Raw genomic sequence first — 25,905 nt, 5'->3', positions numbered from 1 at the left:
AGGTCTGGTAAAACAGACCTGCTACGCATTTTTTGTAGAGACTATAGAAGTTCCTGTTCCTGCAACATTTTCTATAATAACATCTCCGATATGAACAGGAGACGTTACCTTAACCCGTTTTATCTCCTCCATACATTCAAAAATCTTATCCTTGGGGATATCGTCTTTCGTTTTAACTGATATAAGAGGCCTGCTGCCTCCGACTACTTCCACCGTTGATGTCACAATTCTGGTTGGATTTGTAACCTCTTTTCTGGCGTAAGTATCACCCTTAGGACAGGTGTTGCCTTCCACCTTCATAACAGATCCGCTTTCCAGTGTAACAGTCAAATTACAGCCGACAGGGCAGCCTATGCAAATCAATTCTCTCTTTTCAACGGACATCTCTACTCCTTTTCAATTTTAACGGTAATCGTTCTCAGATTCTTAACTTGTTTCAGCTTATCCCTTTGCAGTTTGATTTCTTCCATTTCACCCGGAGCCATAATTTTCTTTTTTCGGTGCACAACCCGCTCATCGTCATAATATACGCTGATAAAAGAGTCCTGAAATACATTACCGACACGAAACCTGACAATCAGACTCTCATCCATTTTGTTTAAATTTATTTCGGCAGGTACCGTATATCTGACTCCCTCTGTTGCCACCAGACGAATGGGTTCTGCCGGATTTTGGTCCGGATATGCAGCCTCAGTTCCCATGGCAGAAATATACTTCACCGCATTTTTTCCTGCAAGTGCGGCTTCTTCTGATACGTAATCAACCAGATCATGAACATGGAGTACATTGCCGCATGCAAATATTCCCGAAATACTGGTTTCCAGGCTTTCATTTACCCGCGGTCCTGATGTTACAGGCTCTATCTTTATTTTGCAGGCGTTGGACAGTTCATTTTCGGGAATCAATCCAACTGACAGCAAAAGAGTGTCACAGGAAATATATTCTTCTGTTTCCTTTATTGGCTTTCCATCATCTCCAACCTGGGCCAGTGTAATTCCTTTCAGCCGCTCTTTACCGTCAATATCTACGACTGTATGCCTTAGTTTCAGCGGAATATTATAATCATCCAGGCACTGAACGATATTACGCTTCAAGCCGCCGGAAAAAGGAAGCAGCTCTGCCACCACTTTGACCTTTGCTCCCTCAAGAGTCATTCTTCTGGCCATGATCAGACCAATATCACCAGACCCCAGGATTACAACCTCTTTTCCTGGCATGTAGCCGTCTATATTAATAAGACGCTGTGCCGTTCCCGCAGAGAATATACCGGCCGGCCTGTAACCCGGGATATTTAATGCTCCTCTCGGCCTTTCTCTGCAGCCCATTGCCAGAATAACTGCCTTAGCCAAAATCGTATAAAGCCCTCTTTCCCTGTTCATGGCTGTAACAACTTTATTTTCCGAAATATCCATGACCATGGTATGAAGACGGTATTCTATCCCAAGTTCTTCTGCTCTTTTAATAAATCTGTAAGCATATTCCGGTCCGGTCAATTCTTCTTTAAACGTATGAAGTCCAAATCCATTATGGATGCACTGATTTAATATTCCTCCAAGCTCATTGTCTCTCTCCAGTATCAGAATACTTTCACAGCCGTTTTCTTTTGCCGAAGCTGCTGCAGCAAGCCCTGCCGGTCCTCCGCCAATAACCACAATATCATAATTTTCCATAGGTCTCTCCTCACTTAACAGCTCTGTTTTTCCCAATAACAACTTTTGCTTCCATGCCTGATTTCACGATATCTTCCATTGGAATGTGCAGTTCTCTCGACAAAATTTCCATTGTTTTTGGGGTACAAAATCCAGCCTGGCATCTTCCTGCGCCTGCTCTTACCCGGCGTTTTATTCCATCAAGTGACTTTGCTCCTAATGGTCTGTGAATGGCATCCAGTATCTCTCCCTCTGAAATCATTTCACATCTGCATATGATATTTCCATATTCAGGCTGCCTTTTAATCAACTCATTCCTTTCCTCAACTGTAAGCTCAGCCGCATGGATAATGCCTTTCCTTACTGCAATATAGTCTGATTTTTTCTCCATCTGGAATGTGTTTTTTATAATATCAACTACCATTTCCCCAACAGCCGGGGCACTTGTTAACCCCGGTGACTCCATCCCGGCTGCATCAATAAAACCGGCGGAATCTTCTGCTTCCTTTATAATAAATTCATGATGATCTTCGTGTGCACGAAGGCCGGCAAAAGAGGTAATGGTCTGTCGAAGCGGCAGATCCTTAACTGTATTACCAGCTTTTTGAAGCAGCTCCTGAATCCCCTCCTTTGTTGTATTGGTCCCTTCTTTATCTTCAATATCAGCAGCTGTCGGACCGATAATTAAATTTCCATGTACGGTGGGCGCTACCAAAACACCTTTGCCATATTTTCCAGGTAAAGCAAAAATGGTTTTGGATACATGGCTACCCGCTGATTTATCAAGAAGGCAATACTCACCGCGCCTTGCCGTTATTTTCATTTTTTCCCTGCTAACCATGTTATGAAAAACATCAGCATATACTCCTGCCGCATTCACAACATATTTTGTTTCTAAAATCCCATAATTGGTTTTTACCTCATAAAAGCCATTATTTTTATGAATATTTACAACTGTGGTGTTAAACTTAAATACTACCCCGTTCTGGCTGGCATTTTCCGCGAAAGCAAATGTCATTGTAAACGGGCAGATAATTCCTGCTGTTGGTGCATATAAAGAACCAAGCACCTGATCAGACAAATTGGGTTCCAGCCTGACAGACTCTTCTCTGTTTAAGACAGCCAGATCTTTGACTCCATTAGCAATTCCTCTCTCATACAAATCCTGCAACTTAGGCAAATCCTCTTCATTGGTGCAGACAACCAGTGAGCCATTCCGTATAAACGGAATATCAAGATCTGCTGCTAAAGTTTCAACCATCTCATTGCCTCTCACATTTAGTCTGGCCATAAGAGAGCCTTCCTCTGCATCAAATCCCGCATGCATAATCGCGCTATTGGCTTTTGATGTACCGCAGCAGACATCTTCTTCCTTTTCAACAACACAGGCATTTACCTTATATTTTGAAATCTCTCTCGCAATGGAGCAGCCGGTAACACCTGCTCCTATAATAATTACATCATACATACAAAGGCCTCCTTTGCGAAAAAAGAACCAGGTTCATTAACATTTTGTATATGCTAACCTCCTGGCTCTCCTTCTCGCGCAATCAATATTAATTTTTCATTTTACCAGGGAATCGCATTGTATAACAATACGGCCGCAAGTGCACCAATAACAGGACCAACTACAGGTATCCAGGAATATCCCCAGTTAGAATCTCCCTTTCCTTTAATTGGAAGCAATGCATGTGCAATACGGGGGCCTAAATCACGAGCTGGATTGATCGCATATCCGGTTAATCCACCCAGAGACATACCAACGGAAACAATGATACCGAATACAAGCAGTTTATCAACACCAGATGCTAAATTCGGCACGTTTGCAATGCCTTTGATTGCAAAAACAAGTACAAAAGTTCCAACTGCTTCACTTAACAGATTAAGTCCGGTATTGGGAACGGACGGACCTGTGGAAAATACTCCAAGTTTCGTTGCAGCTTCCTCTGTAGCATCAAACTGACCTTTGAACAGCACATAAACCAAAACTGCACCTAGAAATGCTCCAATGAGCTGACCTGCAATGTAATTTGGAACAACACTCCATGCTACGGTTCCTTCTGCAGCCAGTGCAAGTGTTAATGCCGGATTAAAAGATGCCCCTGAAGCCTGCCCGAAAATGAATGCGGGCAATAAGACAGCAAGACCCCATGCAAAAGTTATCTGGACTGACCCGCCCCCCTTCATTCCTGACTTATTTAAGGTAACGTTCGCTACTACACCATCGCCAAGTAATATGAGCAACATAGTACCTATCATTTCTGAAATAAAAATCAGCATACTCCTCTACCTCCTGAAATCATGATTTTAATAGACAGTATCAATCCTTTGCCCAGCCATAAGAACATTTAACCGCTTTATTCCAGCCATTAATAAGCTCTTTTCTCTCTGTTTCAGCCATTTCGGGGGTAAATATCCTGTCGATCTGCCAGTTCTTTATAACAGCTTCCTTATTTTCCCAGTAACCTACCGCAAGTCCTGCAAGATATGCTGCTCCCATAGCAGTCGTCTCAACACATACCGGTCTGTGTACCGGAGCTCCCATAATATCAGACTGGAACTGCATCAGGAAGTTATTTGCACTTGCACCGCCATCAACTTTTAATGTGCTGAGAGTGATACCTGAGTCTGCCTGCATCGCGCTGATAACATCATTCACCTGGAAAGCCAGTGATTCAAGAGTCGCTCTGATAATATGATATTTGTTGACTCCTCTTGTGAGACCCACGATGGTTCCTCTTGCATATTGATCCCAATGAGGCGCTCCAAGGCCTGTAAATGCAGGGACTACATAGCAGCCATTGGTGTCCTTTACCTTCTTTGCCATATATTCAGAATCCTGAGATGAATCAACCAGCTTCATCTCATCACGCAGCCACTGAATTGCAGCTCCTGCAACAAAGATCGATCCCTCCAGGGCATAATTTACCTTTCCGTCAAGTCCCCAGGCAATCGTTGTTACCAGCCCGTTTTTGGAATATACCGGTTTTTCTCCTGTGTTCATAAGGAGGAAACATCCGGTTCCGTATGTATTCTTTGCTTCACCGGCTGTAAAACAGGTCTGGCCAAATAAAGCTGACTGCTGATCTCCTGCTGCGCCTCCGATGGGGATCGGACCGCCAAAGAACTGAGGATCAGATTCGCCATATACAAAACTTGACGGTTTTGCTTCGGGAAGCATACATTCCGGTATATTTAATTCTTTTAATATATCCTGATCCCATTTTAACTCCTGTATGTTGAAAAGCATGGTTCTTGAAGCATTGGAATAATCAGTCACATGAACTCTGCCTTTTGTCAGCTTCCATATAAGCCACGTTTCAACCGTACCAAAAAGTAATTCTCCTGCTTCTGCCCGTTCTCTGACGCCCTCAACATTGTCTAAGATCCATTTCAGCTTCGTTCCTGAAAAGTATGCATCAATGATAAGACCTGTTTTCTGCCTGAAGGAGTCTGTGAGACCTTTCTCTTTTAAAGAATCACAATACTCGGAAGTACGTCTGCACTGCCATACAATTGCATGATATACCGGCTCTCCAGTCGTTTTATCCCAGACTATTGTTGTCTCTCTCTGATTCGTAATACCAATTGCAGCAATATCTTCAGCGCCTGCGCCAATCTTAGACATTGCTTCAACAGCCACGCCTAACTGTGTTGACCAGATTTCATTTGCATCATGTTCAACCCAGCCGGGTTTTGGAAAATACTGTGTAAACTCTTTTTGAGCCACACTGCACATTTCACCTCTTTCATTAAATAAAATGCACCTGTTGCTTGTTGTTCCTGAGTCCAAAGCCATTACGTACTTCGCCATTAATAATATCCTCCTTTAATTTCTTATTTAATAAGTACTTAATGTACCTTTAAAACTTGTTGACATATCCTGTATCTGTCAAGTTTCTGCAGATAGATTCCATACTTAAACCACCCGCCGCATCAATGGTTCCGGCAACAGCTCCTTCCACCAGTGGGCAGTCAACCATTTTCACTTTACGGTTTTCCATGGATTCCAAAACCATTTCCGTTGTCATCACCGCACTCCCCATATCCATAAGTACCAAAACGCCATCAGGGGTATACGCCTTTTCTATTGCATCTGAAATCATCTGATAACTGGTTCCGAAGCTGCCATCCTCCAGACCGCCGGCAGGTATTACTGTAACCTGTTCTGCCATGATCTTAGTAAAATCAGCCACACTTTCGGCTAATAACCGGCTGTGGGATACAATCACAAAACTAACCATAATTTTCCTCCTGTCACATCTGGGAAGCAATCGCTTCTAACAGAAATGTAAAAGAAGTTGCACCGGGATCCTGATGACCGATACTGCGCTCGCCCAGATAGCTTGCTCTTCCCTTTGTGGCGATTATTGTTTTCGTATACTCCACCCCCTCTTTTGCTGCTGTCAGACCTGCCTCTACGGATTTTTTTTCATCTTGTGTCAGCTGCCATTCTGTTTCCATTGCGCGCTTTGCAGGCAGCATGGCATCAAGCATGGTTTTCTCCCCTTCCACTGCTTTCCCCCGTGCCATTACTCCCTCTATGGCATATTGAAAAGCTTCTAAAAAATCATCAAAAGACAGTTCCTCCTTACCCTTTAAAAAGGTTCCCGCTTTCATAAAAGCAGTTCCGTATAGTGGACCTGATGCACCTCCAACCGTCGCTACCAGGATCATTCCAACATTTTTTATCATATCAGCGACATCCATTGCAGCCAGTATATCCCTTTTTTTATTAATTTCACCAAAGCCTCTTGCCATATTAATACCATGGTCCCCATCGCCGATGACATTATCAAGCTCTGTAAGGAACTCTTTCTGGTTTTCCATGGCATCAATCATCTTATCAATTGCAAGCATTACATTTTCTTTGTTCATCTCATCACTCCACAATCATCATGCTTTAAATGCCGGTGTGTCTGCTTTTTCATCTAACAGGGATTTTAATTCAGCATCCAGTTTTAATAAAGAAATGGAGAAGCCTTCCATCTCAATCGATGTCATATATTCGCCCACATAGGTCTTATAAACAGTGATTCCTTTTTCCTTTAAAACGTCAGATACCCTGTTGTTGATAATAAACAGTTCCATAAGAGGAGTTGAACCAGCACCGTTAATCATAACTGCGACTTCGCTTTCCGAATAATCGATATCAGCGAGTATTTTCTCAAGCAGTAAATCAACAACTTCATCTGCAGTTTTTATTTTCTCACGGTGTGTTCCGGGCTCACCATGGATTCCGATCCCTACTTCCATCTCATCTTCTGCCAATTCAAATCCCGGCTTTCCATTGGCTGGAACGATACACGGTCTGATCGCTGCTCCCATTGTGCGGACATTATCCACTACCTTCTGGGCAACGGCCTGAACCTTATGGATATCTTCCCCCTTCTCAGCTGCAGCTCCTGCAATTTTATGTACAAATACAGTACCTGCCACACCTCTTCTGCCAACTGTATATAAACTGTCCTTCACTGCAACATCATCATTAACAACCACCTGTTTTACCAATATTCCGTCGGCCTCGGCCATCTCTGCTGCCATTTCAAAATTCATTACATCACCAGTGTAATTCTTAATTACCATTAGTACACCTGCATCACCTGCAATTGCTTTTATACCCTCGTAAACCTGATCTGGTGTCGGTGAGGTGAAAACTGCTCCTGCCACAGCTGCATCAAGCATTCCGGTTCCGACATATCCAGCATGTGCAGGTTCATGCCCGCTTCCGCCGCCGCTTATTAAAGCAACCTTATTCTCTTTCCTGTTGCTTCGAATTACTACATTACCGCAATCAAGCTTTTGCAAATACTGTGGATATGCTTTAACCAGTCCCAAAATCATCTCGTTCTCTACCTGTGACACATCATTAATAAACTTCTTCATGCCAATTGACCTCCTTACATATGATAAACAGTTTCTATATATTGTGTACATACCCTTTTATTACATAAACCATACCGCCTGGTCAGAGGTTGATATAGAAAGTGCACCGCTTGCCAACGCTGCCATCACATCTTCCTTATCTGAAATCAAACCACCGGCAATTACCGGCACCTTGCTGATTTTGCATATTTTCTTAATTACTTTTGGCATAACTCCAGGTAAAATCTCAATTACATCCGGCAGCATTCCATATGAACAACAATTTTGCTTCTCAATATTCACCAGAGCCATGGAATCAATTACGAAATATCGCAGAACAGTATATAACCCTATCTCTTTGGCACGCTGGATGAGGGGCTGCTTTGTAGTGATAATCCCATCCGCATTTGTATGTGTTTTAATAAAATCAACCGCAACTTCCTTTCCGCTTAGTCCTACTAACAAGTCCATGTGTACCAGGACTATGTTATCTTCTTTTTTTACTTCATCTATAATCTGATTAATATTGCAGACATCTCCAAATAATATAAAAATTACTTTGACATCTGATTCAGCACATTTTTTTAACCCATCCATGTCTTTTACCGCAGCAATAATGGGATTATTTTCTATAATTGTCCATAATTTATTGTCCAACTTTACATCTCCTTTATTTAGCTATAGGTCCACCTGTTAATAGTGGTCTGACTTTTACTTTCAAAAAAAGAGCGCATAACGATTAATCAGCATTTCTGCTGTCGTATCTGCGCTCTTCTCTCAAGGATTTTACTTAAAGATAATATATCACATATTTGTGCATATTGCAATATTTTTTTAAATTTATTTTTATTTTTATTGTGTTTTTGTATTGTTTTTTATTTATCATACTTTTTTATGTATGCATTTTGCACAACAGAATCCTTATTTCACTAGCATACTCGTACTTTTTTGCTCGTTTTCTACTTTTTTCAACAGATTTGTACATCCGAAAATTTCGTTAACAGATACATAAATATTGATAAATATTGATGCTTATCATACAATGTAACCATATGCTTGTTTAAAATGTTATTTTTTTCACATTTTGGATAATATTAACTGATTTTCCACAGATTATATTCTATCTCATAGTGTAAATATGCAATAAAAAGCAGGGAAAATATAAAAAAATATGCCGGCAGCAAGAGTCTCTGCCCCTGCCCCGGCACTTGTATTAAAATTACCGTTTCAACATCTGTTTTTAATGCTTCCATATCACAAAACAAAATGGATGTCCGGCAGGATCGAGCATAGTAATCCACTCTTCTCCGCCATACTGTTCATCAGCAATTTTTGCCCCCAGCATAATTGCTTTTTCCATTGCTTCCTTTAACTCATTCTTATCATCTACAGCAAAATCTAAATGTGCCATCATCTGCTGACGCCCCGGCTGTGACGGCCAGGTTGGCGGAACATAATTTTCATCATACTGAAAGGCGATTCCCATATCTTCTTCATTTGAGTGTATTCCAATAAAGGTTTCTAATTCAAACACTACCGGCCAATGCAAAAGGTCTGTGTAGAAAGACACCAATTGGTGTATATCGCGGCATTCTAAGATTACAGTTTTTAATTTTATATTCATATAAGATTGCAGCCTCCTTTTTATTTTCCTAATTGTAACAAAGAATGCGATTGCTTAAAACCTTAATGAATATTATAAATAACTTTGAGCTGAACAATGCATATTTTCCATCTTTTATCAAACAATAATTGAAAATAAGGAGGCGATAATATGGCTGTAGCTCATAAAAGTGCAATCAATGTGGGGATGCTCTATATCCCGGTTGGATTATATAAAACCACAAAAGATATTTCCGTTAGTTTCAACCAGCTGTGTAAAGATACCCATGAGCGGGTGAAATACAAAAAAATTTGCCCTTCCTGTAATAAAGAAGTCGATCCGGATGGCATTATAAAGGGATATGAATATGAAAAGGGAAAGTATGTAACCTTTACAGAAGACGAACTGGAAAAAATCAAAACCAAAAAAGACAAAACGATCCACATTGAGCATTTTGCAAAATTATCAGATGTAGATCAGATTTATTACGAAAAAAATTACTATGTTGTCCCCGAACCCGGAGCAGAAAAAGCCTGTGAACTGCTGCGTCAGGCCATGCTCTCACAGAAAAAAGTAGGAATTGCCAAAACAGTAATAGGTTCGACTGAAAATTTAATGGTATTGTATCCTGCGAAAGATGGTATAATTGCAAAAACTTTATTCTATCAGGCTGAAATTCAGGCTGTGCCGGTGGCAGTAACCAAACCGGAGGTCACAAAACCAGAAGTGGAAATGGCAAAAACCATGATTGATTCAATGACATCAACATTTGACCCTGGTTTATATCATGATGAATATCAGGATAGACTACGTCAGGCAATCGAAACAAAAATAGCCGGCAAGGAAATAGTAAATGCTGATACGGAAGGTCAGAATAATATTATTGATCTTATGGAAGCCATGAAGAGGACGGTTGAAATAGCAAAAGGAACCAAAGGTCTGGCATAATGGATATATTTGATAGTAAAAGCGTCAGTCCCATGCTGATTTCTGAGATGCAGGATCCGTTTGACTCACCGAACCATATTTTCGAGATCAAATGGGACGGTATCAGATGCCTGTCCTATTTAGATGATGGAACAGAAATGAGGAATAAAAGGAATAAACTTATGATTCCTATATTTCCGGAACTTGAAGCTCTCTACAGGCAGGTAAAGGTAAAATGCATTCTTGACCATGAATTACTTGTACTGAAAAACGGAGTTCCTGATTTCTTTGAGGTTCAAAAAAGAGCTTTAATGAGTAACCAGTTTAAGATAAAACTTGCTGCTGACAGATATCCTGCCAGTATTATCGCCTATGATATATTATATTACAAAGATAAAGATATCACTATGCTCCCACTTATGGAGCGGAAAAAATATCTCCAGGACGTTATTGTCGAGAATCATATCATCTCGGTATCCAGGTATGTGGAGAATGACGGGATTATGCTGTTTGACCTTGTAAAAGAAAAAGGATTAGAGGGAATTGTAGCAAAAAGAAAAGACAGCCTGTACTGGCCGGGAAAAAGAACGAAAGACTGGATCAAATGCAAGATAATGGCTGCTGATGACTGTGTCATTTGCGGGTATATTCCAAAGGAGAATCACATGACCAGCCTTGTTCTTGGACAATATGATGATGATATTCTTGTGTATAAAGGGCACGTCACTCTGGGGGTTAGTCTTAATATATTAAATCAGCATAAATATAAAATCATCGACTATTCCCCTTTTGGATATGTTCCGGAAGGAAATAAAGATGCCGTATGGCTTGCTCCTGAATTAGTTTGTATCGTTGAATCAATGCCAACTGAAAAAGACAGTTTCCGGCAGGCAGTATTTAAAGGTATCAGAGATGACAAATCAGCAATAGAGTGTAAGATATAGGTGGATGCGAATAGTGCTTTCTTCACCATTGTAATCACCTTTCCTTTCTCTAATAGTTGCCTTTTAAAATAACTCTTATAAAATAGCCCTCCATCAAAATTATGGCAGTTGTTTCAGGGTGCGCCTAGTATAGGCGTACCCTGAAACAGCTCTTATTAAGTTAATCCGATGGATAATTTCAATATAATATACTCTGGAAAATAAATCCAGCCTCTCACTCCATCATGTATGCTATTAGATAAATAAGATTTATTTAGTAATAACAGGTTTACCAGTTTCATCCAACAAGGGAGTAAATCCAGATGCATTACCATCTCTGTGAAATATATAGTTTACACCCGTCTGCTTGTCCAGCCATATTTCCGTCACTGGTGCTATCTTCCCCTGTACATAAATTTTTTCAAATCTTTCTGATGCCATTCTAATCCCTCCATTTTAACTTCTTATTTTCATAATAATTTTATTCCAAAAGCTATAACCATTGTTTATGCGCTATAACTTCCTGCTTTTATTTCACTCACGATTAAATTCATACAAAAAGAAACCTTAGAAAAGTATAGAAAAGAAGTCCAAAATATTACGAAGAAAAACTCGATTTAAAAATGGTACTATGCCATACCTATACTTTCCATATGATTGTTTATTTTATGGTTAATAATTAAAGCAATTTTTTAAGATACGTAAATTTAAGTTTTATTGATTAAATTTCTGCACTAAAAAACTACCAGCTTAATACTGATAGTTAGTAGTTTTCTTTACATATTCAATTTTACCTGTTCCTATTTCCCAAAAATTCGAACTATACAAATAAGCACCATCTAATACCATATTTATCAATTAAATCTGCCATTAGTGTACTGAACTCACATGGTGCAAGCGGCATCAAAATTTTAGCATCAGTTTTTAACACATTATATGCTTTCTGCACCTTTTCTTCGTTTCCTTCTCCATAATGTAAACAAAACTGCATTACGTTGCCCGTAATCGTTTCCTCACCAATAATGGCATATTCTGAATTTCGTTCTGCCACAGCTAAAATTTCTCCTTCAATATCAAGCTCTGAATGAAAAAACGTTCCATCTTCATTTGGATAACTGCTGATGAGAACAGCATCAAAAGCCTTTTGATAAAGAGCCACCGCCTCATCACTTCTTGTAACATATGCTTGCATCATTGATCTTTTCATAAAGAATCCTCCTTGTTCTTTTTTTCTTTATTATTTACACAAAATATAAATCATCTTCATGAATAGATTACCATCAAACTTATTAACTATCAATATTAAATTTCCAATGAACAATAATGCGTTAAATACTAATTTTGAGTATAAAAAAAACTACCAGCTTAATATTGATAGCTAGTAGTTTTAAATGCTGATGAACTAAAATTTACTGTTTTTTTTAATGTATTCATTTTTTACTATGTCAATTGTCTTTCCACCAATCCCAATATTTTCATCTGGCAATTCTTTAATTGTGGTCATAAAAAATTCCGGTGGTACCTTCATTATCTCCGATGATACTTCAGTAAGCCGTTTAATTAACATTTGCTTTTGTTCATCTGATAATACTCCACCCTCAATTGTAATATATGGCATATAGATCTCCTTTCGTATTCCAACTCTATTATATATAAGAATACATTAAATCCTACTTACTATCAATATTAAGTTTTCAATGTTCCGTGATATGTTAAATTCTAATTCGAGTTTCTTGGAATAAGTACCTTTTTAAAATAATACCTTTTATTAATTAAGCAATTCTCATTGAGGTATAGTCATGAAAAATCGGAAGAATTTAATTTTATACTTGATTTTAGTATATTTTTTGGTACTATCGATATCTGCCAATCTAATTAATAAATATAAAACTCAAACCACATTTAATGTTGATGCCACGTCCCCTGCCGAGATAAAGGATGAGTTGATAATAGCACTATTTATAGAGGATGTTACATCCGCCTCAAACGGTTTTTACGAAGAATATTTTACAATGACCCCAGCTATTTATAATTATGAAATTAAAGTTCAAAAGATTTCAAAGGAACTTGGAAAAATAAATATCACTTTTGGTATCAATCCAATGATAGGGGCTCATGATCCAGTTGGATATGACGAAGCATCATATCAAATAGATTCATCTGGAAATAAAACATTTATTAGCTTTGTACACTTAAAAACATATGATATTCCCGATCATTTAAAAAATTTAATAAAAAAGGAATTACCTTAAATTTTAATTTAATATCTATTAAGATATTTTTTTATTGCTTTTTCAGTACATTCAGATATAAACTGTCCTTTAGCATTCGTATAGCTATCTCTATCATGCTCAAACTTTTTCCAAAGAGATAATTTCATTACTTCATACTGTTTTGCCAGGTCAGAATGGTCATTCATATAGTCTCTAAAATATAACTCATTATTATCGCCCAAATACCTTAAATGCAAATGGAAAACTTTTTCAGCAAAACCCTCATCTGTATATCCCTTATTAAAATCCATTCTATTTTTTTCTTCTGACATACAAATATATCCGTTTTCTACAAATATTTCTTTGATACTTTTCATAGAATAATTTGTAGGAATTTCAACAAGAATATCAATAATTGGTTTCGCCCAAATTTTATTAATTGCGGTGCTTCCAATATGATGTATTCTAATTTTATCTGTTAGAGGAAGAAAATTATGTATCCTACTTTCTTCTTCTAAATACCATTCTTTCCAATGTTCTTGATGCTGTATAAGAAATATGGGAAATAAATCCCATAATTCTTCTAAAGTCATCTCATTCAACGCCTTTCCCATATTGTAATACCCCTAAAAATTTTTATTTATATATTCAAAGCTGTAAATATTCACAATAAAAAGCAACAATTTATAGAGCTATGCAACACGGAATATTTTTATATTTATAAATCAAATGTCAGTTGTTCATAGTCTTTATCATCAATCTGTTTTCTATATACAATCCTCAAAAAATCTCTTTGTGATTTTAATGCTTCATCAAGCATATTACTTTTTGAAAGCCCAACAAATATGGCAACAGATCTAGCTTGACAATTAATAGATTTTTGAGGATTAAATTCAATATCTGTAAACGCATCATATTTAACAATTTCCTTTGCTAACTCTGTGTTTAAATTTAAAGCATTTATATATAGCCAATTATAAAAGTAATCTATGGGGTTCAAAGGATAGAGATTATTGAAATATTTAAACGCAACTAACCTTCCACTATTTTTAAGCCGTTCATCCTTTTTGGCTTCTTTGGGCGATTTATCTAGAAGATCAATATATGGTCCGCCTCGCTCAAAAACCTTGCTACTTTGAAATGCGTTTTCTACCGGAAATGAACGATTTGTAGTAGTAATCATCAAATTAAAAGCACTTAGCAGCGCTCCTAATTTAATATTACTTTTACTTGAAATTTCCAACACCTTATATTCGTGGTATTCTTTTAAAAAGTTTTCATGCAAGCTAAGAAAGGATCGCTGTTTTTGTGCCACTGAAAATCCTGGGAAAAAGTCAAAATCAATAAAACATTCATTAACATATGGTGATATGTGTTCTGAAATATAAACGGGTCTAGTTGCCATATTTACCTCCAGCTTTGAAAATCATGACGTGGATAAAAATACCCTTGATCAAACCAACATCTTATACTACTGTTCATAAAAATATTTTTATATTGTTGATAATTATATTGTGTCCTAAAGAATGCTAACTCTATACATTTTGCAGGTATATTATCTAAAACAAGAATCTCTGCTTGAGGATCCGTTGGTTCGAAATCAAATAAACAAAGTTCAGATCTAATATGCCCATTTAAATTAAGCTGAAACATATTGTGAAATGAAGAATAAGTTTTTCTCTCTTCAATTGGTATAAAACGGCAAGCATTACTGGCAGCATTTGTGAAATTAAAAGCACAATCATACTTTATAACCTCTAAAGCTTTCAAAAGTAAAACACAGTATTCTCGATTCGGATATTTTAATGTAATTGGATAAAACATTTTATAATTCGGAAAAGAAATAGATAATGATATAGATTTTGTTACATTATCTGCTCTTACTTCATCATTATAAGAGTATTTCATTTTTGATAAATCTAATGTGGATCTTGTTAATAAACCCATTTTCAAGATATTTGGCAAATTATTTACATCAGTAAAGTGTACAAAATACTCAATTTCTCTTAAATTTATTTCATTAATGATTTTTTCTTTATCACTCATACTTAATGGATAACTATAGAAATTATCCTTCCCCCTTTGTAAATTAGAGTTATTTGCTTATTTACGTATTCTGTTATATGCGAAAATTACAAACTTAAAATATTATAAAACCAAGACAATAAGAACGTTAATCATTAGTTATGTATCCAAAACAACAATTGGAGTGTAATGACCCTGAAAGCGGTCTACCATTACTAACAAATTTAAAATCTTCCGTTTTCTTAACATTATATCTCCTTAATCTGATTAGTTTAATCCATATTGTGCAGATTTCATTTATCCACAATTTTGGAGTGTCTATTTCACTCGGCGTTTTAATTCCACCTTTTGCAGAAGCCATATCTATGACTTCTGCTCTAAACTCAATTTCGTTTACACCACCACCCGATTTTCCTATTACAAAGTATATGTAAATCCGTTCTTTGTTACTTATAGCTTTTTTAAATTTTTCTAGTTGTTTTTTTGACATTCCAGAAGCCAAAGCATTTGTGGAAAACCAAGTACAACCTTGATTTTCAATGCATCTCTTATACTCTTCCAATGTTTGAAATCCGTCAAAATCCCCTTTACTATCCCAGCCTAATTTCATAAAAATCGAAACCGGGTGTATTGTAACCGATGGGACTGTAGTATAGTTCGAACTCTTTCTCATTATTGTTGAATTTTTATCTTTTGCAACTACAATTGCCTGTTGTTGCGGCATTTTCCCTCTCATATCCCATTTAATTGTCATAGTTGTTTCTCCAATCTCTTAACAAAATTGTGATTGTAGTTTGTTCTTCGCAATAACTTTTATTAATTTTTCTCTCTACGATAAGACTACTTCAATACTCTGCAAATATCAAGCCCATTTACAAAAAAATTGAAAGCAAATAAACCTCATGCTAATTATAATCAACTAAACAATCTTACTGCCTTCTTTGTTTTTATTCCACTAATCATCTATCTCTCTATTTTATAATAATCCGACATACTGTGCTCCCCTGATCAGATACATACAGCTCGCACTCCAGAACGTGACCAGCTCTAGGCTCAAGGTAATACCTCTTATATGCCAGTTACTGTATAACCATCTTATTTAATTTAGATACGAGGTCAATATCTAAAAAGTAAATTAATCAAAAGAAAGAGCCCCAGTTTCCCAGGGCCACTTCATTAATTGTTATATTCGTTCACCTCGAAGTTTGAAATCTGTTCGTAAGCAATATAATCTTTTCGAGCTGTGAACGAAGCTTTGTTATACTCCTTTTCAATCACATAGGTTGGGCTGGAAGCTGCTTTGCTGTTATACCATGTTACAAAGTTATTTATTTTGTCTGCAGTCATTTCATATTCTTTCCGTTCGCCGGTAACCATGGAGATCACAAGAAGAGCTTTGTTGCCGGTTGGCTGATCAGTGGAAGCTTGTGGAGTGGCTGAGGCTTCATTGGAATTCCAGCCTTCGCTGCCGTTGATAATAGCAGTTACAACGTAATAGTATGTAGTTCCATTAGTAACGCCTGTGTCAGTATATGTAGTTCCTGTTATACCTGTCGCTATTGTTGTATATGGGCCACCTGCAGTCGTGGAGCGCTTAACGATGTAGCTTGTTGCATCGGTTACTGAGTTCCAGCTTAAGTCTACCTTGGAATTGCCGGCTGTAGCTTTTAAGTTTGATGTATCTGGTATTGTAGATCCAGGTATTACTATTTTATTATAAAATTTGATATCATCCAAATAGCCTTTGAATTTACCGTCATCTAATATAGTATCTGCTCTTCCTATTGAAAGTATATATTCATCACTGAAATACCCTTGAGAAACGCCTTTCGCGACTGGGTTTACCATATCATCTACATATAATTTAACTTCTCTTAATCCAGTATAATCACATGTAAATAAAATATCGTGCCACTGACCATCACAAATACTTTTAGGCGTTTTTACACTATATCCAGGATGACCAGTATAAATAGCAAGTATTCCCGTATCAAGAATACCAATAAAAGTACCACCTCCATCTGTTGATTGAGTACTCATAATTGTTTCTGTTCTAGTTGTTGGTTTTTGATCTTTTTTTACTTTAAATCTTATTGATCTTGGCTTAGCTTTTTCAAAAACGCCTTCACTCATTGTTATATAATCATTCCTACCCCCAAATTTTCTTGCTTTTCCAATTCCATTATATCCAGTAACAAATGTTGTATTATTCTCACCATAAGCAATACCATCCACGGCGTTTTCTCTTATCGCATCAAATACGCTTGAGCCATCATCGCTATCAAAATTATACTCATGTATAGGCTTGACCTCTTCAGCAAAAGCAGTGATCTGTCCTAAAAACGATACACAAAACATAAAACAAATACAAGTTGCCACTCTCAGCAATGCTCTCTTACTCATACAATGTACCTCCAAAATTTATCTTTTGTAATTTTTGTTGTTATAAACATTCTAAATCTAATAAATAAAGTGCAGAAAAGAAAGCCATTCGAATGTAACAAATGACTTGTAAATTTTTATTATAATCGATCATAGTATTCTGGGATTTCAGCTTTTTCATTTATGATTTAGAATGCCTTCATCTTATCATCTTGTTTCAATCCGGACAATCGGTAACCTTACCAAACAAATTTAGCACTATTTCACTAATCTCAAAACTCTCCAATACGCTGCGCTCCCTCCTGATGGGATATATACAGCGCACATTCCAGATCGTAACCGGATCTGGACTCAAAGTAATACCACTTGCTCTCAATCTCCTGCCAACCGGTAAGAGCATAACCATTTGGATTAAACCGGTATTTATGGCCATTAATAATCTGCCAGCATGATTTATAGTAAGTGGTCTTTGTGTCAACAAAGTACCAACCATTTTCATCATGGTTCCAACCCGAAATATATTCCGGCTGTGTCACAATGTTCCAATCTGGCCGACCATATCCCATAATCCTTTCATAAGATAAGCTATAGGCCTTCTGACAAACTCCCACGCCATTCTCAATAACTCCATTGGCCCCGGAAGTATTTCCTTCTATGGTTTTAACCTTGGTAGAAGTTACCTCAATAACTATGCCGGTATGATATGCTCTGGTTCCGTTCGTGTAGAAGATCACGTCCCCCAGCTCCGGAGAGGTATAGTATATAATTGAGCGTGGGGGCTGGTCAACCGATAATGTAATGAAGACCATATACCGTGGCGGACGGGATTTGAACCCCCGATAAATCTTGTATTTACAATGTTTTTTTAACATCGTGTGATACTTCATGTGATACAATTCAAATTCCATCAACTTGGAATTATATGGAAGCGCTTGACCATCCGAACAAATGTTCTTATAATTATCTTCAGGAGGTGGTTATAATGAAAGCAAAATGCGAACTTGATCCAGATATCAATAAATGTCCCCACTTTGAACCAGTAGAACAAGAATGCAATTCAGATAATGAATGCTGTGGATTTTATAGAAAACCAGGTACTGAAAGTACACCTCAGTATTTTAGGCAACCGAGGTGGTATGAGCAGTATTATAAGAAAATCAAGTAGGAGGTAGATGATTATTTCACCTACCGTCCTCTCAGTCGAGTAAGTAAGAGGACTTGCACCTCAAACTTCTCACAGAACCGTACGTGAAAGTCTCGGGGAACTGAAATGAAGAAGATTAAATTATTATTAATTGCAACCATTGTTGCTACAATTGCAATGAACATGATAGCCTTTGCAGGGCAGTGGAAATAGGATAGCTTCGCCTGGTGGTACCAGAATGATGACGGCGGATACTCTACCAATGTAATAAAGCAGATAGGCGGAGCATGGTATTACTTTGACGAGTCGGGGTATATGAAAATCGGCGATTACCAATTTTCTGACGGATGGTATAATTTTCGTGAAGATGGGACATGTTCCAACCCTACAAGTCAAACAACAGGACTCTTGATAGGAGCTCCTGGCGTTGGTTGGGTTGAATGTACAGACAAAACGACATCATTGCTGCAAGAGATCGCTGATGGTAGAGTTGTTTACTTTAACGACATGTATTGGGTCTCTCCTGATTATGTAAAGGAGCTTAAGGATCTAGCAGAAAGGGATATTGTTACAAGACAATCTACAAACACATTGGCTCCAGGAGTAATAATTAACTTCAATAAATCATTTAATAGGCAGGGCCAATTACCGGGCCCCGCCTATAGCAGCTTATCTATAAGTCTCAATAATAACTAAATATTCTATAATACATTTAGCGAATAAATTCTAAATAACACCTAACCATTTTGTCAGAATTCACTTATCTTTTACTATTAAAAGCTGCTATTGTTTTAATCACATCATCTGTATACTTACTTAAATATTCAATGATTATATCAATGAATATTTTTTTTAATTCTGGTGGGATTTTATCAATTATATCTGAAAAAAGCTCTTTCTTATTGCGTGTGCCAATAATTAATATTTCCATTTCTGTACCTTTACTAATAGCATCTCTAAAAATATCGGCATCTTTACCAGCGGGCAGCGTAAATAATATTTTACCGTGGCGATGTCGTTCCTGACGATCCGAAACCCCACTAACTGTTGTTTCCATTCTTGGAACAACCAGGTAACAATAACCGTCTTTTTTTCCTCTGACCACTATGCCAACCTTATATAGTGTATCTCCTCCTACCCCTTCATGAATACCATGGAAATGTGCGTAAATATATGCACCTGTAGGTCCCCCCTTAACTAATTTAGCCTCTACATCTCCGACCGCGAAACTTTTTTTTGAACTGGTTAAAATCTCTGTATTGGGTGGATTCTCAATTCTAATATCATCCGGTTCATCGTAGGCAAAAAACCAGCTTCCACTTGAAGAAGCTTGTAAAGCTTCAATCCATGTATCAGATGACCAAACGGCTCTACCACTCTCTCTATATATCACAAGGTTTCTATCATCCTGCAAGGAAAGAAATGATTTATCACCAACAGTGTTAGAGGCCCATGAATGTTTTTCAAAAATAAAGATAATACTAAAAGCATAAATTTCAGAAGGGAGAATAAATTAAAATGTTAGATCATATAACAAACTTGGTTTTTGAAGGTGGAGGTATTAAAGGTTTGGCATATATTGGAGTCATTAAAGAACTGGAGACGAGTAATGTATTGCCGCATATTAAACGTTATGGGGGATCGTCAGCAGGTGCTATTATAGCTTTAATGTTAGCACTAAACTACAACTACAACGAGGTCAACGATATGTTTGAACAGTTAGATATATTAAAATTTAAAGACGACTCAAATGGTGTTCTTAGAGACATAAGTAGATTAATGAATGACTATGGTTGGTTAAAAGGAAGATTTTTAAAAGAATGGATAGAAGAGATTATAGCTAAGAAAACAAATAATAAAGACGTCACTTTTAAAGAATTGCATGATAATTATTCAAATGAAAATTTCAAGGATCTGTATATTCTAGGAACTAACTTAACAACGCATTCTACAGTTATATTTTGCAAAGATAAAACCGAAAATTATAAAATTGCTGATGCAGTAAGGCTCTCATGTTCTATTCCAATAGTTTTTCCACCTGTTGAAATTAATAATGACCTATACGTAGATGGTGGAGTACTTATAAATTTTCCAATAAAATTATTTGATAGAAAAATCTTTATATCTGAAGAGAAAAATGCGTTCGTTACAGAGGAATACGAAACACTTAATGAAATTGAAAGCTTTACAGATCCTTATGTGTATAATAAAGAAACTTTAGGTTTCAAACTTGATATTGCTGCACATACTAATTCATTAAGTATTAATAGAAACATAAAAAAATATCAAATATTTGATTTATTAGATTATTTAAAAGAATTAGCCGGTACAGTTATGGATAGTCAGGACAATCAGTTAATTCACGAAAATGATATTTTAAGAACTGTTTTGGTCGATTCTCTAGGCATTTCTGCTATTCAATTTGATATAACAAAAGAAGAAAAATCAAAACTTATACAATCTGGAATCGATTCTACCAGACGATTTCTAGATAATTATATAATGCCTGAAATACAATTTTAATTTATTGTTTTATAATAAAGTGGGAACCAAACCACTGACTCCCATTTTATTTTTAAAACTTTTTTAACAATACCGCAGCGCCCCATCCTTATCCGGCGTGAGCGTCATCGGTTCCGTTATCATCTTACCATCAGCATCTACTGCATAGATCTTTCCGGAATTCTCAACCAACTGTGTCTGACACATAGCCCCGTCTGGTCCCAGATAATACCATGCATTATTATACTGGTACCAGGTATTAGTGACCATAATCCCGGCAGCATTAAACCAGTGCCACTTACCATCAACCTTCACCCAGTCATTACGTACCGGCAGACCGGTATCACGGTTGTAATACAACCAGCCATCTATGACCTGTACCCAGCCTGATGACTTCTTGACTTCTATTCCTATCAATGCCGCCTTGAATGCTTCCCAGGTGTGGTTATAAACATAGGGATTCGGACAGATCTTCCCTGTAACATCATAATGCCGGATTGTGATCTGCAGTAATGCCGTACTTTGCCATCAGTTCCTTGGTCAGTTCAACGGCTGCCTGCACCGTTTCCTCTTCGAAGTACCAAGCCCTGCTTGTATCTACCTTGCAGCGTGGTGGTTGGAGCAGTGATAATATTATGAAAAGTGTTTACAGAAATGTAATAGATGCAGAGGCGATAAAGCAGAATAAAAAAATAATTAATCACTTTGAAGATATATCTCATCTGCATTAATTATGATTGATTTTCGTGTGATATCGTGTGATATTTATAGGCTTTTTAATACTTTATTTGGCAATTTGCTTCCATTGACAAAATAAAAGAACCCCTGTAAATACAAGACTTTCTCGCATTTACAAGAGTTCCAAAAGAGTGGAGCAGACGGGATTTGAACCCGTGTCCAAAAACCAATTCCCTGTTCTTCTACTATCATAGTTAGTTCATTGACATTCCCTCCACAGCCCGGGAACTAACACCCTGACTGCTTCAGTAGCTTCATCATACACCCGTATGCTCAAAGCTTTGCATACGTCGTTTCTCACATAGTCGATGCCGGGATCTTAAAGTGTGAGTGCTCTAAGGCCGACAAGCTGCATTAAGCAGCTAAAGCTAATTTATTATTGTTAGCGTTTATATTTAGGTTTGCCATTTAACGCATCGCATACGGATAGCTTCACCAGCTGCATAGCCCCTGTCGAAACCAGTACTGCCCCTGACTGGTACTCTTCAAGAGAGCATTATCATAGTATCATGAAAAAAATCAAATGTCAAGATCCACTGCTTTCCATCTACAGATCATCAATCAGGGCGCTGCTTTTTGCATAAGCGGTGCTTCTTGCTTCAAAAAAATCAGTTTTTATTAAATTTGCATTGCTGTACTGGCTGACCCAGGACATACTCTCCGGTTCTCTCTCATGCCCTTCGTAAATCCGCTCCCAGCCCAGACTTTCGCAGCGGAAATTACCCAGGTATTTGATATAATCGGTAATCATTTCCTTTGTTAATCCCGGAACTTCATCTCCAATGGCATAAATTCCCCATGCGATCTCCTGTTCACACCCTTCTTTGATCATGCTCCGGTATTCATTGACGCATTCCGGTGTAAAGAGCTGGGGTTCTTCCTTTTTCAGCTCCAGAATGATGTTGCGGAACAGCCATAAATGGGTGTTCTCATCCCGGTTAATATAACGGATCTCCTGGGAAGAGCCTGTCATTTTATGATTTCGCCCAAGATTATAGAAAAACATGAATCCGCTGTAAAAATAGATTCCTTCCAGGATAAAGTTGGCAACTACCGCCTTCATAAATGCCCGGCTGCTTTTGTCCTTCTGGAATTCGTTATATAAATCTCCGATAAAGGTATTGCGGGACAGTAAATGAGGATCATTCTTCCATTGGTACAGAACCTCATTTCTCGTCTGGGGTTCACAGATCGTATCCAGCATATAGCTGTAGCTCTGGCTGTGAACAGCCTCCTGAAATGTCTGGATCGCCAGACAGAGATTAATCTCATTGGCTGTTACATATTCACTGATTGCCGGTAAATTGGCAGTCTGAATGCTGTCAAGGAATACCAGAAACGATAGAATCTTATCGTACGCTCTCCGCTCACCCGGGCTTAAAAGAGGATAATCCTTGCTGTCCCTTAAAAGATTAATCTCCTCCGGTATCCAGAAATTATTCATTGCCTGACGATACCAGTCACTTACCCAGGCATACTTCATGTTGTTAAAATCATTTAAATTAGTGGTATTGCCGTTTATCATCCGATGCTCTCTTACTTCCACGGATCCTTCCGGGTTAAAAAGAGGTCTTTTCTTTAACTGTTCCATGAGATGGGTTCCACTCTCCTTTATCGTTATATCGTTTCCTCAGGTTCTCAGCTGGAGCATGCCTCACAGTCAGCCACCTCCAGGCTTTTGGACCGGATGTAATAAATGGTTTTTACTCCCGATTCCCAGGCCAGAATATAGAGTCCCAGTACCTGCCTGAGCGTATAGTCATTGGTAATATACAGGTTCATGCTCTGAGCCTGGTCCACATGGCGCTGCCTGACCCCTGCTGCCTTCACAGACCACTTCTGATCAATGTAATGCGCATTTTTATATAACCAGAACGTATCCGGCGCAAGTCCCGGCGCAACCCTTGGAACAAGACCGTTCTTTTTCTCTTCCAGATAGTACCGGTTCATAATGGGATCAAGACCTGCCGTTGTTCCTGCGATCATGCTGGTACTGCTGGTCGGTGCAACCGCTATCAGCCAGCCGTTTCTCATTCCCCATTCCTTCACTTTTCTGCCTAAGTCCGCCCACTCATATGATTCATAGCCGCGCTTCTTAAAATAATCCCCTGTCTGCCAGTCACTTCCTTCAAAGAAGGAATATCTTCCTTTTTCCTTGGCAAGATCACAGCTGGCTTCAATTGCGGCATAGTTTATCGTCTCAAAAACCTTGTCTGCAAAGGCCAGATGCTCCTCCGATTCCCAGGCAATTCTGTTGTTTGCAAGCATGTGGTGGTAGCCGCTGACTCCCAGACCGATGGGACGGTAGCGCTCATTACTGACCTTTGCATAAGGAACGGGAAAATAATTAAGATCAATGACATTATCAAGTGCACGGACTGCACTTCGCACCAGCTGCGTTATTTCTTCTTTGCTGTTTACATCTATTTTTCCAAGAGACAGACTGGCAAGGTTACAGACGACAAAATCCCCTGGCTTTGTCATCGTTACTACCACGGTTTCTCCTTCCACAGTCTCCACACTCTGTTTCATCTGTTCCACTGCACTCATATTCTGGGCAATCTCCGTACAGAGATTGCTGCAGTAGATCATTCCTTTATGGCTGTTTGGATTGGCTTTATTCACAGCATCCCGGTTAAATGTAAACGGAGTTCCTGTTTCCACCGCACTCTTTAAAACCAGCCGGATAATATCCTTAATGGGAACCGCTCTCTTATGGATTCTGCTGTCATTCACGCACTGGAAGTAACGTTCCTCCCACAAATCGCCCCAGCAGTCTTCCAGGGCCCAGCCCTTTACAGTGAGGATCTCATGAGGACACATTAAATACCAGTCACTTTCTATGTCTTCCTTCGCCTTCCTCCAGAAAAGATCGGGATAGCATACTGCCGGGAAAACATCGTGTGCCTTCATGCGGTCATCGCCATTATTAGTCCGGAGCATTAAAAATTCCGGGAGATCTTTGTGCCAAACATCTAAATATACCGCTACCGCACCCTGACGCATTCCCAGCTGATCCACTGCAACAGCCGTATCATTGGCAAGCTTGATCCACCGGATCACGCCTCCGGCCGCCCCCTTAAACCCGCGTATGGAACTTCCAGCCGCCCGGACCTTTCCAAAATAGAGCCCCATGCCGCCGCCAAATTTGCTGATTTTGGCAAAGCTGTCAATGCTTCGGTAAATCCCATCCAGGCTGTCCGGCACTGTATCAATAAAACAGGAAGAAAGCTGATGATAGGGTTTTCTCGCATTGGACAACGTAGGAGTTGCCATAGTCACCTTTAATGTACTGAGCATATCATAGAACCGCTTTACCCAGCCGTCCCGATCTTCCTTTTCCAGCATGGCAAGATGCATGGCAATTCCTAAAAACATCTCCTGGGGTGTTTCAATAGGGACGTTCTCCCTGCTATGGATTACGTAACGGTTTAACACCAGTTCCAGTCCGGAATAAGTAAACAGCCGGTCTCTGGTATGATCTATATAAGCTTCATACCGCTCAAGTTCTTCCTTCCTGTAGTGTTCAAGAATGTAACTCCCGTACAGCTGCTCTCCGGTTAAATAAGCAACTTTATCATAGAAGTTTTTTATGTTATACCTGCTAAGCTCAGCTTTCCGGATTATCCCAAAACGGACCAGACAGATTCTGGCGCTGATATATTCCCAGCCGGAGGCTTCCTGGGTTGTGAGCTCCACTGCCGCCTGAATCAGGGCAGAAAGCTTTTCTTTCACCATCATGTCTTCTTTAAAAAATGTCATAAACTTTATATAAAGTTTATCCAGACTGTAAGATGGAAGAGTCCATTCCTTCTCTATCTCATCAAACACCGAACTTAATTCAGGTACTTCCTTAAAATATGCCAATATCTCATTTTTACCGTATAATTCATCCATTCTGATTCCTGCCATTCTGTCACGTTATAATAATATC

29 protein-coding genes and 1 other RNA gene are annotated in these 25,905 nt (G+C 38.4%); 6 read left to right on the top strand and 24 right to left on the bottom strand.

Going from position 1 to position 25,905, the window contains the following annotated elements:
• Positions 1-21: 21 nt before the first annotated feature.
• From V7D18_RS13330 to V7D18_RS13285, 10 genes are all read right to left on the bottom strand, one after another.
• Entirely contained in the window at positions 22-384 is a 363-nt protein-coding gene (locus tag V7D18_RS13330) for a DUF1667 domain-containing protein (protein WP_426154760.1), read from the bottom strand.
• A 2-nt stretch (positions 385-386) separates the two neighbouring features.
• Entirely contained in the window at positions 387-1,670 is a 1,284-nt protein-coding gene (locus V7D18_RS13325; protein ID WP_426154759.1) for an NAD(P)/FAD-dependent oxidoreductase, read from the bottom strand.
• Between the two features lie 10 nt (positions 1,671-1,680).
• Positions 1,681-3,117 carry an NAD(P)/FAD-dependent oxidoreductase gene (locus tag V7D18_RS13320; protein ID WP_426154758.1) on the bottom strand — a complete coding sequence of 479 codons (1,437 nt, stop codon included), beginning with the start codon at positions 3,115-3,117 and terminating at the stop codon, positions 1,681-1,683.
• Between the two features lie 101 nt (positions 3,118-3,218).
• Positions 3,219-3,929 (bottom strand): MIP/aquaporin family protein, encoded by a 711-nt coding sequence (locus tag V7D18_RS13315; RefSeq protein WP_426154757.1) that lies wholly within the window; start codon positions 3,927-3,929, stop codon positions 3,219-3,221.
• A 40-nt stretch (positions 3,930-3,969) separates the two neighbouring features.
• Entirely contained in the window at positions 3,970-5,463 is a 1,494-nt protein-coding gene (gene glpK / locus V7D18_RS13310) for a glycerol kinase GlpK (RefSeq protein ID WP_426154756.1), read from the bottom strand.
• A gap of 49 nt (positions 5,464-5,512) precedes the next feature.
• On the bottom strand, positions 5,513-5,893 hold the full coding sequence (dhaM, locus tag V7D18_RS13305) for a dihydroxyacetone kinase phosphoryl donor subunit DhaM (protein ID WP_426154755.1): 381 nt from the start codon (positions 5,891-5,893) through the stop codon (positions 5,513-5,515).
• A 13-nt stretch (positions 5,894-5,906) separates the two neighbouring features.
• Positions 5,907-6,527 (bottom strand): dihydroxyacetone kinase subunit DhaL, encoded by a 621-nt coding sequence (dhaL, locus tag V7D18_RS13300; RefSeq protein WP_426154754.1) that lies wholly within the window; start codon positions 6,525-6,527, stop codon positions 5,907-5,909.
• A gap of 18 nt (positions 6,528-6,545) precedes the next feature.
• On the bottom strand, positions 6,546-7,535 hold the full coding sequence (gene dhaK, locus V7D18_RS13295) for a dihydroxyacetone kinase subunit DhaK (protein WP_426154753.1): 990 nt from the start codon (positions 7,533-7,535) through the stop codon (positions 6,546-6,548).
• A gap of 60 nt (positions 7,536-7,595) precedes the next feature.
• On the bottom strand, positions 7,596-8,171 hold the full coding sequence (locus V7D18_RS13290) for a glycerol-3-phosphate responsive antiterminator (protein WP_426154752.1): 576 nt from the start codon (positions 8,169-8,171) through the stop codon (positions 7,596-7,598).
• Positions 8,172-8,754: 583 nt separating this feature from the next.
• Positions 8,755-9,138 (bottom strand): VOC family protein, encoded by a 384-nt coding sequence (locus V7D18_RS13285; RefSeq protein WP_426154751.1) that lies wholly within the window; start codon positions 9,136-9,138, stop codon positions 8,755-8,757.
• A gap of 150 nt (positions 9,139-9,288) precedes the next feature.
• Here V7D18_RS13285 and V7D18_RS13280 point away from each other — a divergent pair, with 150 nt between their 5' ends.
• Entirely contained in the window at positions 9,289-10,065 is a 777-nt protein-coding gene (locus V7D18_RS13280) for a Ku protein (protein WP_426154750.1), read from the top strand.
• Complete coding sequence (locus V7D18_RS13275; RefSeq protein WP_426154749.1) at positions 10,065-10,988, top strand: DNA ligase; 924 nt, start codon at positions 10,065-10,067, stop codon at positions 10,986-10,988. The genes V7D18_RS13280 and V7D18_RS13275 overlap by 1 nt, the downstream gene beginning before the upstream one ends.
• Positions 10,989-11,237: 249 nt before the next feature.
• On the opposite strand, the gene V7D18_RS13270 is transcribed toward V7D18_RS13275, so the two are convergent.
• The 3 genes from V7D18_RS13270 to dmpI form a co-directional block, all read right to left on the bottom strand.
• Positions 11,238-11,408 carry a DUF6440 family protein gene (locus V7D18_RS13270; RefSeq protein WP_426154748.1) on the bottom strand — a complete coding sequence of 57 codons (171 nt, stop codon included), beginning with the start codon at positions 11,406-11,408 and terminating at the stop codon, positions 11,238-11,240.
• Positions 11,409-11,787: 379 nt separating this feature from the next.
• Complete coding sequence (locus V7D18_RS13265; protein WP_426154747.1) at positions 11,788-12,174, bottom strand: VOC family protein; 387 nt, start codon at positions 12,172-12,174, stop codon at positions 11,788-11,790.
• A 195-nt stretch (positions 12,175-12,369) separates the two neighbouring features.
• Positions 12,370-12,585: a 4-oxalocrotonate tautomerase DmpI gene (gene dmpI, locus V7D18_RS13260; RefSeq protein WP_426154746.1), complete on the bottom strand. Its 216-nt coding sequence runs from the start codon at positions 12,583-12,585 to the stop codon at positions 12,370-12,372.
• A gap of 181 nt (positions 12,586-12,766) precedes the next feature.
• On the opposite strand from dmpI, the gene V7D18_RS13255 reads away from it, so the two are divergent.
• On the top strand, positions 12,767-13,219 hold the full coding sequence (locus tag V7D18_RS13255; protein ID WP_426154745.1) for a DUF3888 domain-containing protein: 453 nt from the start codon (positions 12,767-12,769) through the stop codon (positions 13,217-13,219).
• Between the two features lie 8 nt (positions 13,220-13,227).
• On the opposite strand, the gene V7D18_RS13250 is transcribed toward V7D18_RS13255, so the two are convergent.
• From V7D18_RS13250 to V7D18_RS13225, 6 genes are all read right to left on the bottom strand, one after another.
• Positions 13,228-13,794 (bottom strand): GrpB family protein, encoded by a 567-nt coding sequence (locus V7D18_RS13250; protein ID WP_426154744.1) that lies wholly within the window; start codon positions 13,792-13,794, stop codon positions 13,228-13,230.
• Between the two features lie 104 nt (positions 13,795-13,898).
• Positions 13,899-14,585 carry a DarT1-associated NADAR antitoxin family protein gene (locus V7D18_RS13245; RefSeq protein ID WP_426154743.1) on the bottom strand — a complete coding sequence of 229 codons (687 nt, stop codon included), beginning with the start codon at positions 14,583-14,585 and terminating at the stop codon, positions 13,899-13,901.
• 2 nt (positions 14,586-14,587) lie between these two features.
• Positions 14,588-15,226: a DarT ssDNA thymidine ADP-ribosyltransferase family protein gene (locus tag V7D18_RS13240; RefSeq protein WP_426154742.1), complete on the bottom strand. Its 639-nt coding sequence runs from the start codon at positions 15,224-15,226 to the stop codon at positions 14,588-14,590.
• Positions 15,227-15,353: 127 nt separating this feature from the next.
• Positions 15,354-15,959, bottom strand: a complete 606-nt coding sequence (locus V7D18_RS13235; protein WP_426154741.1) for a hypothetical protein — start codon at positions 15,957-15,959, stop codon at positions 15,354-15,356.
• A gap of 422 nt (positions 15,960-16,381) precedes the next feature.
• Positions 16,382-17,608, bottom strand: a complete 1,227-nt coding sequence (locus V7D18_RS13230; protein WP_426154740.1) for a LamG-like jellyroll fold domain-containing protein — start codon at positions 17,606-17,608, stop codon at positions 16,382-16,384.
• 251 nt (positions 17,609-17,859) lie between these two features.
• Positions 17,860-18,459 carry a hypothetical protein gene (locus V7D18_RS13225; RefSeq protein ID WP_426154739.1) on the bottom strand — a complete coding sequence of 200 codons (600 nt, stop codon included), beginning with the start codon at positions 18,457-18,459 and terminating at the stop codon, positions 17,860-17,862.
• A gap of 110 nt (positions 18,460-18,569) precedes the next feature.
• Here V7D18_RS13225 and V7D18_RS13220 point away from each other — a divergent pair, with 110 nt between their 5' ends.
• Positions 18,570-18,752, top strand: coding sequence for a hypothetical protein (locus tag V7D18_RS13220; RefSeq protein WP_426154738.1), 183 nt, complete (start codon positions 18,570-18,572; stop codon positions 18,750-18,752).
• A 246-nt stretch (positions 18,753-18,998) separates the two neighbouring features.
• Positions 18,999-19,427 (top strand): hypothetical protein, encoded by a 429-nt coding sequence (locus V7D18_RS13215; protein ID WP_426154923.1) that lies wholly within the window; start codon positions 18,999-19,001, stop codon positions 19,425-19,427.
• A 64-nt stretch (positions 19,428-19,491) separates the two neighbouring features.
• On the opposite strand, the gene V7D18_RS13210 is transcribed toward V7D18_RS13215, so the two are convergent.
• A complete protein-coding gene (locus V7D18_RS13210) occupies positions 19,492-20,124 on the bottom strand; it encodes a hypothetical protein (RefSeq protein ID WP_426154737.1) in 633 nt (210 codons plus the stop codon).
• 125 nt (positions 20,125-20,249) lie between these two features.
• On the opposite strand from V7D18_RS13210, the gene V7D18_RS13205 reads away from it, so the two are divergent.
• Complete coding sequence (locus tag V7D18_RS13205) at positions 20,250-21,254, top strand: patatin-like phospholipase family protein (RefSeq protein WP_426154736.1); 1,005 nt, start codon at positions 20,250-20,252, stop codon at positions 21,252-21,254.
• A gap of 63 nt (positions 21,255-21,317) precedes the next feature.
• Here the strand turns inward: V7D18_RS13205 and V7D18_RS13200 are convergent, their stop codons facing one another.
• From V7D18_RS13200 to V7D18_RS13185, 4 genes are all read right to left on the bottom strand, one after another.
• Positions 21,318-21,650 (bottom strand): hypothetical protein, encoded by a 333-nt coding sequence (locus V7D18_RS13200; protein ID WP_426154735.1) that lies wholly within the window; start codon positions 21,648-21,650, stop codon positions 21,318-21,320.
• A 450-nt stretch (positions 21,651-22,100) separates the two neighbouring features.
• Positions 22,101-22,443: a transfer-messenger RNA gene (gene ssrA / locus V7D18_RS13195) on the bottom strand.
• Positions 22,444-22,518: 75 nt separating this feature from the next.
• Positions 22,519-23,562, bottom strand: a complete 1,044-nt coding sequence (locus V7D18_RS13190) for a ribonucleotide-diphosphate reductase subunit beta (protein WP_426154734.1) — start codon at positions 23,560-23,562, stop codon at positions 22,519-22,521.
• A gap of 47 nt (positions 23,563-23,609) precedes the next feature.
• The gene (locus V7D18_RS13185) at positions 23,610-25,868 is read right to left on the bottom strand and encodes a ribonucleoside-diphosphate reductase subunit alpha (RefSeq protein ID WP_426154733.1); all 2,259 of its coding nucleotides are present in this window, start codon (positions 25,866-25,868) and stop codon (positions 23,610-23,612) included.
• Positions 25,869-25,905 lie beyond the last annotated feature (37 nt).

This window comes from Lacrimispora sp. 38-1 (assembly GCF_049890855.1).
Taxonomy (GTDB): domain Bacteria; phylum Bacillota; class Clostridia; order Lachnospirales; family Lachnospiraceae; genus Lacrimispora.
The sequence above is the reverse complement of the archived record's forward strand: the minus strand, read 5'-3'. Positions and strand labels throughout refer to the sequence as shown.

What these genes read in the sequence shown, in the direction of transcription:
- V7D18_RS13235 (WP_426154741.1), bottom strand. Translation starts at nt 15,959, where the DNA reads ATGACAATTAAATGGGATATGAGAGGGAAAATGCCGCAACAACAGGCA.
- V7D18_RS13190 (WP_426154734.1), bottom strand. Translation starts at nt 23,562, where the DNA reads ATGGAACAGTTAAAGAAAAGACCTCTTTTTAACCCGGAAGGATCCGTG.
- V7D18_RS13315 (WP_426154757.1), bottom strand. Translation starts at nt 3,929, where the DNA reads ATGCTGATTTTTATTTCAGAAATGATAGGTACTATGTTGCTCATATTA.
- V7D18_RS13275 (WP_426154749.1), top strand. Translation starts at nt 10,065, where the DNA reads ATGGATATATTTGATAGTAAAAGCGTCAGTCCCATGCTGATTTCTGAG.
- dmpI (WP_426154746.1), bottom strand. Translation starts at nt 12,585, where the DNA reads ATGCCATATATTACAATTGAGGGTGGAGTATTATCAGATGAACAAAAG.
- V7D18_RS13270 (WP_426154748.1), bottom strand. Translation starts at nt 11,408, where the DNA reads ATGGCATCAGAAAGATTTGAAAAAATTTATGTACAGGGGAAGATAGCA.
- dhaL (WP_426154754.1), bottom strand. Translation starts at nt 6,527, where the DNA reads ATGAACAAAGAAAATGTAATGCTTGCAATTGATAAGATGATTGATGCC.
- V7D18_RS13265 (WP_426154747.1), bottom strand. Translation starts at nt 12,174, where the DNA reads ATGAAAAGATCAATGATGCAAGCATATGTTACAAGAAGTGATGAGGCG.
- V7D18_RS13255 (WP_426154745.1), top strand. Translation starts at nt 12,767, where the DNA reads ATGAAAAATCGGAAGAATTTAATTTTATACTTGATTTTAGTATATTTT.
- V7D18_RS13230 (WP_426154740.1), bottom strand. Translation starts at nt 17,608, where the DNA reads ATGAGTAAGAGAGCATTGCTGAGAGTGGCAACTTGTATTTGTTTTATG.
- dhaK (WP_426154753.1), bottom strand. Translation starts at nt 7,535, where the DNA reads ATGAAGAAGTTTATTAATGATGTGTCACAGGTAGAGAACGAGATGATT.
- glpK (WP_426154756.1), bottom strand. Translation starts at nt 5,463, where the DNA reads ATGGCGAAGTACGTAATGGCTTTGGACTCAGGAACAACAAGCAACAGG.
- V7D18_RS13250 (WP_426154744.1), bottom strand. Translation starts at nt 13,794, where the DNA reads ATGGGAAAGGCGTTGAATGAGATGACTTTAGAAGAATTATGGGATTTA.
- V7D18_RS13240 (WP_426154742.1), bottom strand. Translation starts at nt 15,226, where the DNA reads ATGAGTGATAAAGAAAAAATCATTAATGAAATAAATTTAAGAGAAATT.
- V7D18_RS13320 (WP_426154758.1), bottom strand. Translation starts at nt 3,117, where the DNA reads ATGTATGATGTAATTATTATAGGAGCAGGTGTTACCGGCTGCTCCATT.
- dhaM (WP_426154755.1), bottom strand. Translation starts at nt 5,893, where the DNA reads ATGGTTAGTTTTGTGATTGTATCCCACAGCCGGTTATTAGCCGAAAGT.
- V7D18_RS13220 (WP_426154738.1), top strand. Translation starts at nt 18,570, where the DNA reads ATGAAAGCAAAATGCGAACTTGATCCAGATATCAATAAATGTCCCCAC.
- V7D18_RS13330 (WP_426154760.1), bottom strand. Translation starts at nt 384, where the DNA reads ATGTCCGTTGAAAAGAGAGAATTGATTTGCATAGGCTGCCCTGTCGGC.
- V7D18_RS13225 (WP_426154739.1), bottom strand. Translation starts at nt 18,459, where the DNA reads ATGTTAAAAAAACATTGTAAATACAAGATTTATCGGGGGTTCAAATCC.
- V7D18_RS13325 (WP_426154759.1), bottom strand. Translation starts at nt 1,670, where the DNA reads ATGGAAAATTATGATATTGTGGTTATTGGCGGAGGACCGGCAGGGCTT.
- V7D18_RS13185 (WP_426154733.1), bottom strand. Translation starts at nt 25,868, where the DNA reads ATGGATGAATTATACGGTAAAAATGAGATATTGGCATATTTTAAGGAA.
- V7D18_RS13205 (WP_426154736.1), top strand. Translation starts at nt 20,250, where the DNA reads ATGTTAGATCATATAACAAACTTGGTTTTTGAAGGTGGAGGTATTAAA.
- V7D18_RS13245 (WP_426154743.1), bottom strand. Translation starts at nt 14,585, where the DNA reads ATGGCAACTAGACCCGTTTATATTTCAGAACACATATCACCATATGTT.
- V7D18_RS13280 (WP_426154750.1), top strand. Translation starts at nt 9,289, where the DNA reads ATGGCTGTAGCTCATAAAAGTGCAATCAATGTGGGGATGCTCTATATC.
- V7D18_RS13285 (WP_426154751.1), bottom strand. Translation starts at nt 9,138, where the DNA reads ATGAATATAAAATTAAAAACTGTAATCTTAGAATGCCGCGATATACAC.